This is a genomic window from Staphylococcus sp. GDY8P196P (genome assembly GCF_017891705.1).
Classification (GTDB): Bacteria; Bacillota; Bacilli; order Staphylococcales; family Staphylococcaceae; genus Staphylococcus; species Staphylococcus ureilyticus.
On sequence record NZ_JAESJS010000008.1, the window covers coordinates 234,232 to 247,838 of the forward strand.

Below are 13,607 nucleotides of genomic sequence, written 5' to 3' on the forward strand. Positions count from 1 at the left end.
CAGTAATCATTACTTTGGTTATATTCCCTAAAATTATTTTTATTATACTTTTTCTTTAACTTGTGATTGAATCGCTCTTTCTTTTTTCGTGTAATTAAAATAGATAAGCCCCAGTAAGATAAACCATATTGGTGATAATACAACACCCATTCTTGTGTCAGGTACAATAAATAATATCAACAACACAAAGACAAAGAATAATTGTACAAATCTTGCAGTGTGAATACCACCTGGTAACTTAAACTGACTTTCTTTGTGATGGTTAGGATTTGATTTCGCATATTTTGCATACGCATGCATGATGAACATCCATACAACAACTAACAAAATAGTTGAAATTGCCGTTACATAGAAAAATACTTGAGTCGCATTTGGAATAAAATAATTTAACAGTACAGTTATAGACAGTAATGCACAAGTGACAAGTATTGCAACAAAAGGGACACCTCTATGATTCGTCTTCATTAGCAAATGGTGTGTTTGACCTTTTTCTGATAGTCCAAATAGTATTCTACTATTCGCAAAAATACCACTATTACAAGCTGATGATGCTGCAGTAAGTACTACAAAATTGATTAAACCAGCTGCAAATGGTACGCCTATTAATGCGAATAAGCTGACAAATGGACTGTTGTTCGGATCTATATCTTGCCAAGGAATAATTGACATCATAACTGCTAAGGCCCCTACATAAAACAATAAGATACGTATAGGCACACTATTGATTGCTTTAGGTATCGTCTTATGTGGATTTCTCGTTTCACCTGCTGTAATACCTAGAATTTCTATACCTGTAAATGAAAAAACAACCATTTGAAATGACATAAAGAAACCTGAAGCACCATGTGTAAATAATCCACCATTACTATAAATATTAGATATACTCGTTTTTCCAAATGGCGTTTGAATCGCAAATATAATCATCACTACACCTACAACTATGAGTGCTAGTATAGTCACAACTTTAATAATGGCAAACCAAAATTCTAACTCACCAAACATTTTCGTACTCGTTAAGTTGAAAGTCATGAGTATCAAGATACAAGCTAATGATGTAATCCAATTTGGTAAATCTGGAACCCAATATTCTACATATTTAGCAACAGCTGTAATTTCTGCCATACCTGAAGTTATCCATGTTAACCAGTACGTCCATCCTGTTACAAAACCAGCAAAAGCTCCAATTTGATCATGAGCTATATCTGCAAATGTTTTGTATTTCGTATTAGCAAGTAACATTTCCCCCATTGCGCGCATAAATAAAAATAAAACAAAACCTACAATTATGTAAGTGAGTAATATCGATGGTCCAGTCAAACTGATAGACTGACCCGCCCCTAAAAATAGGCCAGTACCAATGGCGCCACCAATAGCAATAAGTTGAATGTGTCTATTGCTTAACTCTCTGTTTAATTTATTTGTCATAAATTTGCTCCAATTCCTTTGTTTTAAAACATAATCAACATATAGAACTTAAAATCATACCCCTTAATTTCAAATTGCAAAATACTATAAATCAAAAATGTTTGATTGTATAATATTATTTTTTTCTGAAAATTACAACTATTCTTCAAAATTATTTTAAATAAAAATGTGTTATTACACTATTGTTTCATTTATACTATAAAGTTTATTAGTGAATTACTATTTTATTTATTTTTACTTTCATTGTACATCATGATATTTGCGTGCTATATCTTCGTTGTGTGTTAAAGTCTATGGTAATTGTAAATAATTCATGTTAAAAAAGTATGTCTCTTAATGCTTCACAGCTATAATAAAGTAGTTACATTATGGCATAGTTCTTAACTCAGATAGACAAGTCACAGTACAATGTGGAACAAAAAATATAGCCTTTCTAATAAATATACATGCATTTAATCATTACTATCCATTTTCTCATCCCCTATAAGTCGATTGTAACTATAAACGATTACTCATATTTAAGTAACATTAAATTTTACTATCTACAGCATCATATACTTTTCTATATCTATTAATTTTTCAGTATAATTAATCAATTATACGACGCTGTTTTTCAACACTATAAGCAATCACTTAAAGTTCTCGGCTATAATCACCCCCTATCCAAGCATAAAACTAGACAATTTCTCTCCAAAAAATCATATATTTTTTATTAATTGAATTTTCAAACTTTTATAAAAATTCAGTCATTATGTATTGATTTTATATCTTATTATCGATAACATTTATATATAAGTAACTTATAAGTATTGAAGTAATGATAGAGGAGATAAACATGACAGAAAACAATAACTTAGTAACTTCGACTCAAGAAATTATGAAAGAAGCCTTACATAAATTAGGGTTTGACGATGGTATGTATGAACTTGTCAAAGAACCTTTAAGATTTTTAGAAATACGAATTCCTGTGCGTATGGATGATGGCACTGTTAAAACTTTTAAAGGCTATCGTGCACAACACAATCAAGCCGTAGGACCTACCAAAGGTGGTATCCGCTTCCATCCTGATGTGAATGTTGAGGAAGTGAAAGCATTATCCATGTGGATGACAATGAAGTGCGGCATCACAAACTTACCTTTTGGTGGTGGTAAAGGTGGCGTCATATGTGATCCAAGAGAAATGAGTAATTTAGAACTAGAACGTTTATCACGTGGTTATGTTAAAGCTATTTCACAATTTGTAGGACCTGCCAGTGATATTCCAGCACCAGATGTTTATACAAACCCACAAATCATGTCTTGGATGATGGACGAATACAGTAAAATCAACCGCTCAAATGCATTTGCATTTATTACAGGCAAACCGCTTTCATTAGGTGGTTCACAAGGACGTAATCGAGCCACAGCGCTAGGTGCTGTAATCACAATTGAAGAAGCTGCGAAACATCGAAATATTAATATCGAAGGTTCTCGTGTAGCGATTCAAGGTTTTGGCAATGCCGGAAGTTTTATTGCTAAAATTTTGCATGATAAAGGGGCTAAAATTGTCGCGATATCAGAAAGTCGAGGCGCTTTATATAATCCTGATGGTCTCGATATTGAACATCTTCTAGCGTTAAAAGAACAACATGGTCGTGTAACACCATTATTTGAAGACGTCATTCCTAATGAAAAATTATTTGAACTCGACTGCGACATTTTGATTCCTGCTGCATTATCTAATCAAATTACAGAAACAAACGCCCATTTAATTCAAGCTAAAATTGTAGCAGAAGCAGCTAATGGTCCTACGACACAAGAAGCGACTAAAATATTAACCCAACGCGACGTTTTAATCATACCAGATGTACTTGCTAGTGCAGGTGGTGTTACAGTATCTTACTTCGAATGGGTGCAAAATAATCAAGGCTATTATTGGTCTGAAGAAGAAATTATCACGAAACTTGAAGAAAAAATGGTTGAAGCATTTAATAAAATTTATGATTTAGCAGAAAATAGAAAAATGGATATGCGTTTAGCAGCTTATGTTGTAGGTCTAAAACGTACGGCTGAAGCAACGCGTTTCCGTGGTTGGGCATAATACTTTATTCCCTATTCCACGTTGCAAAAAGCTGATTCAAATTTGAATCAGCTTATTTTTTTATACATTAATTTTCACACTCAGACTAAATTTCTATATAAAAATACTTTCCTATTAAAATATTTACATTTTCAAAAGGTTTAAAAATAGAATTTTCTGAATTTATTTGAAATAAAAAATTATCCAATATATACTTATTTACAACAAAGGGGAGGTTATACAATATGAAAAACAATATTTATGGTAATGTACCATGCTTTTTAAATAGTAAAAATCTCACATCTACAGATAATTTAGATACAGATGTCATAATTTATGGTGCGCCTTTTGAAGGTGAAAGCACTTGGGGTGACTATACTGGCGTTGAATTAGGTCCAAAGCAAATTAGAGTTTGCTCAGCACGTTACAGTCAATATTTACCAGAATTAAACCATATTGATATTAGTGAACATTTAACAATGGGCGATGTAGGTGATGTGCCTTTTGTTGCGCACAATAATCAACAAAGCTACGAAAATATTGAAAAATTCACTAAAAAGCTATGGGAAAGCGAGAAATTTTTAGTTGGTTTTGGTGGTGAACATGGTGTCACTTACCCTATTCTGAAGTCACTGGCGGAAACGGGTAAAAAAGTGGGCATTATACATTTGGATGCGCATTATGATAACATGCCCGATTATGAAGGAGAACCCTACGCACGTAACACTCCATTCATGAGACTATATGAAACAGATGGTATACGTAATGAAAGTATCATTCATACAGGTATTCATGGTCCTAGAAACAAACCAGAAACAGGCCGTTACGCTCAAGAAGCTGGTGCAGTAACACTTACGATCAATGATATTAGAGCTGCTAAGGATTTAAAACAATATGCTAGAGATATTTATGCACAGGCGAGTAAAGATGTAGATGTCGTGTATTTAACAATATGTAGTGATGTACTAGACTTTGCCTTTAATCCAGGCGGGCCAGTAGATGGCAATGGACTAAGTTCTTATGAGCTATTAACAATGATATATGAATTTGGTGCATTAGGCTTATGCGGTATGGATTATGTTGAAGTTTACCCAATGCAAGACGCTAACCAAAACTCTGCCCATTTCGTTTCAACAGCTGTATTATATGTACTTGCGGGCCATGTGAATTATTTAAATAACACAAAATAAATGAGGGGTGATGACATTGGTCAAAAATGTAAGGAAGATTATTAAATCTCTCGGTCCTGGTATGATTATCACCGCTTCATTTATAGGTCCCGGAACCGTTACAACGATGACACAAGGTGGTGCGGGGTTTGGTTATAGCCTGTTATGGGCTGTTGTTTTCTCAATTGTTGCAACCATCGTGCTCCAAGAAATGATTATTCGACTATCACTCGTAACAAGAGAAGGTTTAGGCGAAGCGATACAAGAATTATTTGCCCATAAAGTAGGAAAACTAATTATTGTATGGTTTACATTAATAGCTGTAACCATTGGTTGTGCTGCTTACATCAGTGGCGATTTAATTGGAACTTCACTTGGTGCAGCATATCTATTAAATTTACCAGAAAACCTAGTAGCACCTATTATCGGTTTTATTATTTTACTCATCGGGTTATTTGGTAATTATAAATTTTTAGAAAAAATAATGATTTTCTTGATGGTCATCATGGGCATTATCTTTATTACAACTATGATCGTCATTAAGCCTGATATTTTTGGTATTTTAAAAGGTGTATTTGTACCTACAATTCCGAACGGTTCTATAATAACTGTCATAGCATTAATCGGAACGACTGTAGTTCCTTATAATTTCTTCATCCATTCCACAGCGGTACACGAACGTTTTAATGGTATAAAAGAACTCAAGTTTGCGCGTTGGGATACTATTATTTCGATTACTGTTGGTGGTATCATTTCAGCAGCTATTCTTATTGCTGCTGCCACATTAATTCGTGGTGATGAAGTCAAAAGTATTATTCAACTTTCTGGTCCACTCAAACCTGTTTTAGGCGATGCCGCTCCCTTTGCAATTAGCATCGGTTTGTTTGCAGCAGGGCTTTCATCTGCTATTGCTTCCCCTACTGGAGCGGCAGCTACAATAAGCAGCTTATTAGGGTGGAAAGGTGGCATGGAAAGCAAAAAATACAAGATTGTCTTTGCAGTCATTATCCTTATTGGTATTACAACATCCTCACTCGGATTTGAACCATTAGAAGTATTATTAGTGGCACAAGCCTTAAATGGTATTATTTTACCCATCGTTGCTATATTAATTTTTATTATCATCAACAAGAAAAATCTAATGGGCCGTTTTGTCAATAACATTTGGCTTAATATTATCGGTTTTGTTGTCGTTTTAATCGTTACTTTCTTAGGTCTTTATAGTCTAGTCGACGCAATTACTAGCTTTCTATCTTAAATAAAAAAGACGTATAGTCCAATTATATACAAAATTGGTTACTATACGTCTTTTATTTATGTTTTTAGTGATTACATTAAACGTTTTTCACTAAATTTATTATAAACCCATCTAACTAATAGCGCAGCACTGATAAACAGGCCGATATAACCGAATGTTTTAAACACGAAATTCACTAGATCGACAAAGCCAATAAAACTTAAGATAAACGCCACAATTAAAGAAATTGTTAATAGTGCAACATAACCTTTACTACTTGGTCGTGTAAATCTACTTAAAAATGGATACAACATACCGATACAGCTATTGAAAATAACACCTATCATCACCGCTGACATAAATATACCTATATAAGGGTGTATATCATTTGCCAATAATAATGTAGGAATGTCTACACTATTAGCGTTTTGGATATTAGCCATTAATCCACACGTCATAATTAATAACAATATACTAAAAGATAGGCCACCATAAAATGCTCCCCTGCGTGCTGTTTTATGACTCATAGCATCACTACCAACGATGGTTAAGAAACTAAAGCTATTGCCAATGATTAATCCTCCATAAACAATCGCATCCCACCACCATATGGAACTAGATGTTTTAGATGGTTTTGTGTAATGTTCTACCTCTGAAAATGGAATTGTAGGATTGATAATATTATAGCCCGCAATCACTAAAACTGCGATGACTAAAAATGGTGTCACTACACTTAGTATTGTCATGATTTTATTAAATCTAAGTTGTAGCACAATAAAAAGCAAAATTACAATTGCTAATGAACCTGTCCACATTGGAAGCCCAAATCCTTGATAAAGTGCAGAGCCGCCGCCTGCAATCATAACAACAGTTAAGCCAAATAAAAAGAAAATAGTTAAATAATCAATAATCTTACCTACATACTTTCCGAAAATATGGTTCAATGAAATTTCATATGTATTCGCATCCAAGCGATAACCAATTTTTGAAATTTGCCTAGTCGCAAACGTTACAATAATACCTGTAAGAATCACTGCAATATATGCATAATTTCCATGGTTAACAAAGAATTGTAAAAGTTCTTGGCCAGTTGTAAATCCTGCGCCAACTATAAAACTAAGATAAGCGAGCGCAGTCTTAACTGCTGCCTTATTATCTTTACTCATTGATCATACATCCCCTTCGAAGTTAGTTACTATGTACTATTTATCAGGTTTTCAAAACAAACAATCATTGTGCTAAAAGATTAAAAATACATATGTCGAAGCAAATAAGAGCGAGACAAACATCATACTTTTCTAGTAGATTCCTTTGTCCCGCCCAACAAAAGTAACTAGGATGAAAGTACAGTTCATCTAGTCAACTTTTCACTTCATTCAACATATAACAATCATATTCAATCAAATCAAGGCCATTTAGCGATGCTTAAAAAACACAACAACACTTTAAATTTCAACCTAAATAGCTCCTGCCTCTTCTAAATTTTTCCCTTTTGTTTCCGGTGCCATATAAATCGACAGTATAAAACCAATAAATAATAGTGCCGATGAAATATACATTGTTACACTTAATCCATAATTTTCTAAAATCATCGGAAAGAAAAATGTACTTAAAGCAGATGCTGATCGACTCACAGTAGTAGTAAAACCTCCACCTGTACCACGTACATATGTAGGGAATAGTTCATATGGATAAATCCATTGATGACTGCCCATAGCTGTATTGAAAATACCGTAAATAATAAATAGTACAAGTATCATTAAAAATGGAGCGTTGCCACCAGATACTATACCTAATGATAACAAAGCTAGCGCAGTAATCAAGAAGGGCCATATCAAAGTAGGTCTTCTTCCATATTTTTCAACTAAGTATAATGCTGGAAAAATACCTATTAAATAAAACATATTAATAACAGCAGATCCTAAATATTTTTGTGAACCTTCATGGAATCCAAATTGTGAAAGAATCTCAGGGATATACGTTCCAATAGCAAATGTAGTCATCACTTGTAATGACCAAAACATGGAAACAAAAAATGTACGTCTGCCATAACCATTTTTAAAAATATCTGCCAAACTTGTTTTTTTATGTTCATGGTTTGTATTTGAAACAATCACGTCGTCACCAAATATTTTTTTAACAATCTGGGCTGCTTCTACACTTTTACCTTGTTTTGTTAACCAATGTGGAGATTCTGGCATATTAAGTCGAGCTAATAATAAAAAGATAATCGGTAAAGCCCCGCTTAATAACATCCATCTCCAACTATCTGCACCTAATGGAAGCATAAAATAACCAACAAGATATGAAATGGCATAGCCAATAAACCAAAACGCATTAATGCCGCCTAACAATGCTCCTCTATGCTTTTTAGGCGCAAATTCGCTCATTAATGAACCAGCTATAGGATAATCTGTACCTAGAGCAATACCAATCAACAGTCTCAACACTACTAACTGCATTGGATCTGTAACAAAAAATTGCGCAGTGGTAAAAACACCTAATAACAACATATCAATAATAAACATTTTCTTACGTCCTAATATGTCTGTAAAATAACCACCAACTAAACCTCCAATGATCATCCCAGCTAATGTCCCCATACCTAGTAAGCCAACCATCGTCACAGACATTTCAAAATCATTTTGCATTACTGAAAGTGCGATGGCTATAATTCCTAAACTATAGCCATCAACAAAAGAACTGCCACTCGCATAAGAAAAGATTTTCATGTGAAATTTGCAAAAGGGCATATCCTCCATAGATTTATTTGTCATAAAAAAGCCTCCACATCATTTTTGTAAACGCTTACAAAACTTCTCGTAAATCTTCATTTTTGGTAAAACCTAATAGACTATTAATATTTTGCGCAGCGGTATACCCAGTTTGAATGGCTGTTTCAGTATAAAACGTACCTAAATAATCACCTGCTAAAAATAAACGTCCTTCTGGTTCTATTAATGTTGATTGTATATCAGCGCGTCCAGGATACACATACACCGATCCATAAGGAAATTTATTCACCTTAGCTTCTATAACATAATCTCTAAAACCAGGAAGAATCTCTTCTAAATCATTCAGGTATATTTCTAATATTTCATCTTCAGATTTGTCAATCAATGCTTTACCTCTATTCGCAGGTGAAAATGTCATAAAACTACTACCCTGTTCACGATTTTTCTGTTGGGCATGAATGACATTAGAATTGTGTATTAATATATCAAATGACCGCTTCGGCGTAGCAAATGCGTATACATCATCCCAAATTTGTTTACCTTGTTCATTCGTTAAAAATGACGCACTTACATGCGGTCCATATTTAATTTGGCTAAGTGCATAATCTAGCTTTGCACTTAAATTTTTTGTGATTTTACGTGTGATGGGTGCCGGCGTAGTTATGATGGCGTACTTTGCAGTTTCCACAAACTCAGTTCCATTTTGTTGATACTTTACTGTTACAAAGTCTTGGTTATGAATGATTTCTTGTACGTGTGCATTGATTTCAACTTTATTTTTTAAATGGTTGGCTATTGTGTTTGTTAATGTAGATGGCCCACCCATTATATTTTGAGATAGCCCGCCTTTTTTATTCCAAATCATATGAAAGTAACCGATGCCTGCTCCAGCCGAAATTTGTTCAGGTTCACCTGTTGATCTACTTACGGTTGGTCTAAAAATAGCATCTGCATCAATCGGTAATTTTCCTGTGAATTCTGAAAATGTTTTATTATTCATAAAATCTAAAATACGTTGTTGTTGGACACAATAATCTTCAACTTCTTTCTTTTGAGCAACTTTTGCATATTTCATCACTGCAGCTCTTACTTTTGCACCTGCAGTTAACATTGCTAATCTCGATTTCCATGACATAGGTACTCTAAATGGATATAATTCTACTCGACCATCTAATAAAAGTTTTCCATTTAAATGCATAGCAGAAAGTTTTCCAGGCACTGGTAATGATTTAACACCTACCGATTTTAATAAATCGTCAGTTGCTGATCCTTCACCAGCATAAACGTGTCCACCCCAATTCATCCAATAATTACCACGTCTTTCAGACATTACACGTCCACCAACACGATTTTCTGATTCTAATAATAGTATATCGTGGTTACTTAATCTCCATGCTGCTGATAATCCTGCCAATCCACCACCGATAATAATGACATCTTTCATATTAGCACCTTCTTATTCTAATTTTCTTGCACTTAGTTATTTATTTCATTCAATAATTGTGTCATTTTTTTCTCAAATGATTTAGATGCTGGTTGTAATGGTAATCGACATGTAGTGTCTGAAATTCCTAACGCTTTCAAACCAGCTTTAACTGTTCCAGGTACAGTTTCTTCTTCTAATAAATTAAATAAAGGCAGTAATTTTTTATTTAATTCAGCAGCTTCTTTTACATTATTTTCTTGGATTAGCTCATACAATTTTGCAATTTTATCCGGAACTAAATTATGTACTAGCCCTATTGCACCATTTGCTCCTATTGATAATGAAGGTAAAAATAAATCTTCAAAACCATTTAACAACGCAAAATCTGTATTATCTTTCACTAGGTTAAGTAATTTAGATGTATGAATACCATCTGCTGTATTTTTAATACCAATCACACCTTCAATTTTACTAATTTCATGTATTAATTCAGGTGAAAGTTCTACGCCTGTTGCGTCTGGATAATGATAAATAACGATACCAATGTCAGTGTTTTTTGCTACAGCTTTATAATGATCTAATATTCCATCGTCACTTGTAACCATATAATACGGATTGATAACTAATGCCGAGTCTGCACCAACATGTTCTGCAAATTTCGTCAATTCGATTGTATCAAGTGTCCTATGACACCCCGTTCCAGCCATAACTTGAACTCTTTGATTCACTTGGGATGTTACAAATGCTATGATTTTTTTCCGTTCCTCGAAAGTCATCAATGAATATTCTCCAGTACTACCGCCGACAAGTACACCATGAATTCCACCTGCAATCACATGTTCTATTAATTTTTCAAATGATTCAAAATCAATGTCTCCGTTTTCTAACATTGGAGTAGGTAATGCTGCAATCATTCCATAAGGTTTATACATAATATATTCTCCTAATCTCTTTATATTTTAATCTATATTAATCATGACACTTTTAACTGATGTATAGCTTTGTAAACCATACTCTCCGCCCATCTCTCTACCAATACCAGATTGTTTATAACCGCCGAATGGCATCGTTTCTATTTCAAGACCGACCGTGTTAATCCACACTGTTCCCGCTTCTAGCTTTTTAGATATATAATGACCGTTTTTAATATTTTGTGTCCAAACACTAGAGGCTAAACCATACTGACTATCATTAGCTCTATTAATGACTTCATCAATATCATCAAACACAAAGACAGACATTACTGGACCAAATATTTCTTCTCTCGCAATGGTCATATCATCTTCTACATCTGCAAAAATAGTAGGTTCAACATAATAGCCATGTTCATATGTTTGCTGACCACCAAATATTAATCTGGCACCTTCTTTTTTTCCTTTTTCTATATAATCTATTACCTTGTCTTGTTGTCTTTTAGAAATCAATGGTCCCATATTATAATTATCATCCATGCTTGGACCTAGTTTTATTGACGCTGCTTTTTTCTTTAATCCCTCTAAAACAGTTTCATATATATCTCTATGAACATAAACACGTGTACAAGCACTACAATTCTGTCCTTGGTTATACATTGTGCCAGCAAATGCACCTTCGATCGCTTCATCTAAGTCAGCATCTTTCAATAAAATAGCTGGCGATTTACCACCTAATTCTAATGTGACATTTTTTATTTCATCTGCTGCACCCTTCATGACATTCTTGCCTACATTTGTAGAACCAGTAAAAGCAATTTTATCTATTTTAGAATGATTAACGATAGCCTCACCTGCTGTGTTACCAGGTCCAGGCACAATATTAACAACCCCATCAGGAAATCCTGCCTGTTTAAATAACTGAGCTGCATACAATAACGATAATGGTGTTTCAGTCGCTGGTTTAATAACAATCGTACAACCCACAGCTAACGCGGCACCTAATTTCCAGGAAGCCATTAATAACGGGAAATTCCAAGGAATAATTTGTCCCACAACCCCAATAGGTTCATGAACCGTATAACTGACTAAATCATTTGAAATTTGAGTGGTTTTACCACTAATTTTTGTTGCAAATCCAGCATAATATTCAAATTGTTGAATTGTTCCATCAATATCATCAGCTAATGCAACATCATATGGCTTACCACTATCAATAGACTCAAGTTGAGCCAGTTCTTCTCGATGCGCTTTTAACAACTGTGCAAAAGCATAAATAATATTACTCCTTGTATGCGCTTCCATTTTTGTCCATTCACCAGTATCAAAAGTTGCTCTAGCTGAATCAACTGCATAATCAATATCTACTTCATCTGCTTCATGAACTTTAGTTATTACTTTTTCAGTAGAAGGATCCAAAACTTCAAACAGCTTGCCTTTTTTTGCATTACAATAAGCGCCATTAATATAAAGTTGAATATCTTCTTTCAAAAAAGATTGCACTTTTGGTTTTAAATTTTCAAATTTATAATTTAACAATATTATACCCCCTTGTTTTTATTAAATAGAATATTATCATTTATATGAATAAATGTAAACCCTTACATTAATAAAGGGAGCGTTTCTGTTCTTTTTCAGAATTTTTATTTGCAATAAACCTTTGTTATGATATAGATAAAGTTATTTGAATCAACAGAAACGAGGCGCTTAGTTTTTATGAATCAAAATCCAGATTTAAAATCAAAAATTGTAAAAGTTAAAAAAAGTTTACCTAAAAAACAGCAAAAACTCTGCGACTTTATACTTAAACATTTTGAAGACTTAGGCTTAATAACAATTAAAGAATTGTCTCAACAGGCTGAAGTAGGCGTTTCTACAGTTATGCGTACCATGCACGCTTTAGACTATGAAAATTTCAATGATTTTCGTAAAGATATTTACAGTGAAGCCTTACCAAATGAAACTAAGTTTTCTCTTAAAAATGCTTTTGGAGACATCAATCGTGAACAAGGTTATGCGTTGACTGATGTTTGGGATAAAAGCGTTGATTTATTAAATCAGTCATTAAAACCTGATTTGATTGAAAATTTTGTTACTGCTGTTGAATATATAGAAAATGCAACGAGTGTATGTATCCTTGGCACCCGTCCTTATAGGGCGACCGCTTTATATTTTGAGCATTTACTAAACGAATTTTATTTAAATATTCATCAGCTTAGTAATGATACTGATGCTATTTTTGATAAAATTACTAAAATGACTAAAAATGATATATTAATTGTTTTTGCTTTTGAACCCTACACAAATTCAGTGATTCAAGCTGTCAAAGAAACAAAACGTCAAGGCAACTATATTATTTTAATCACAGATTATGACTCTTCACCAGTTTTAGAACATGCAACTATTACTTTAAAGCTTTCCGTTAGAAAGGATCATTTTTCAATCATTCCAATTATTGCGCTGATTGATGCATTAGTATTAGAACTCGGCAGACGTACTTCAGCTAATGCATTATCCAATTTAGAAAAATTAGAAGATGTATTATATCGCAATAATATTACTTACCATGACACATAAAATAACAACAATGTTAACCAGACAATCAAACAAAAAAATCAACACTTTCATCCTTATAACAATGAAAG

10 protein-coding genes are annotated in these 13,607 nt (G+C 33.5%); 4 read left to right on the forward strand and 6 right to left on the reverse strand.

All coding sequences use genetic code 11. The features are described from left to right. Positions 1-42: 42 nt before the first annotated feature. Positions 43-1,425 (reverse strand): amino acid permease, encoded by a 1,383-nt coding sequence (locus KA814_RS04090; RefSeq protein ID WP_064209864.1) that lies wholly within the window; start codon positions 1,423-1,425, stop codon positions 43-45. Between the two features lie 835 nt (positions 1,426-2,260). Between KA814_RS04090 and KA814_RS04095 the strand changes: the two genes are divergently transcribed. From KA814_RS04095 to KA814_RS04105, 3 genes are all read left to right on the forward strand, one after another. Beyond that, positions 2,261-3,505 carry a Glu/Leu/Phe/Val family dehydrogenase gene (locus KA814_RS04095; RefSeq protein WP_064209865.1) on the forward strand — a complete coding sequence of 415 codons (1,245 nt, stop codon included), beginning with the start codon at positions 2,261-2,263 and terminating at the stop codon, positions 3,503-3,505. A gap of 224 nt (positions 3,506-3,729) precedes the next feature. Further along, positions 3,730-4,674, forward strand: coding sequence for an agmatinase family protein (locus KA814_RS04100; RefSeq protein ID WP_040029920.1), 945 nt, complete (start codon positions 3,730-3,732; stop codon positions 4,672-4,674). Between the two features lie 61 nt (positions 4,675-4,735). Further along, positions 4,736-5,911 carry an Nramp family divalent metal transporter gene (locus KA814_RS04105; RefSeq protein ID WP_371090922.1) on the forward strand — a complete coding sequence of 392 codons (1,176 nt, stop codon included), beginning with the start codon at positions 4,736-4,738 and terminating at the stop codon, positions 5,909-5,911. A 71-nt stretch (positions 5,912-5,982) separates the two neighbouring features. Here KA814_RS04105 and KA814_RS04110 read toward each other — a convergent pair whose 3' ends face one another. The 5 genes from KA814_RS04110 to KA814_RS04130 all read right to left on the reverse strand — a co-directional run bounded on the left by KA814_RS04110 (position 5,983) and on the right by KA814_RS04130 (position 12,501). Then, entirely contained in the window at positions 5,983-7,056 is a 1,074-nt protein-coding gene (locus tag KA814_RS04110) for a YkvI family membrane protein (protein WP_064209867.1), read from the reverse strand. 291 nt (positions 7,057-7,347) lie between these two features. Next, a complete protein-coding gene (locus KA814_RS04115) occupies positions 7,348-8,667 on the reverse strand; it encodes an MFS transporter (protein WP_064209868.1) in 1,320 nt (439 codons plus the stop codon). A 31-nt stretch (positions 8,668-8,698) separates the two neighbouring features. Beyond that, entirely contained in the window at positions 8,699-10,069 is a 1,371-nt protein-coding gene (locus tag KA814_RS04120) for a flavin monoamine oxidase family protein (protein WP_107521919.1), read from the reverse strand. Positions 10,070-10,101: 32 nt separating this feature from the next. Further along, entirely contained in the window at positions 10,102-10,983 is an 882-nt protein-coding gene (gene dapA, locus KA814_RS04125) for a 4-hydroxy-tetrahydrodipicolinate synthase (RefSeq protein WP_064209870.1), read from the reverse strand. 27 nt (positions 10,984-11,010) lie between these two features. Beyond that, entirely contained in the window at positions 11,011-12,501 is a 1,491-nt protein-coding gene (locus KA814_RS04130) for an aldehyde dehydrogenase family protein (protein ID WP_064209871.1), read from the reverse strand. Between the two features lie 177 nt (positions 12,502-12,678). On the opposite strand from KA814_RS04130, the gene KA814_RS04135 reads away from it, so the two are divergent. Continuing rightward, positions 12,679-13,539, forward strand: a complete 861-nt coding sequence (locus KA814_RS04135; protein WP_064209872.1) for a MurR/RpiR family transcriptional regulator — start codon at positions 12,679-12,681, stop codon at positions 13,537-13,539. The last annotated feature ends 68 nt before the right edge of the window (positions 13,540-13,607 follow it).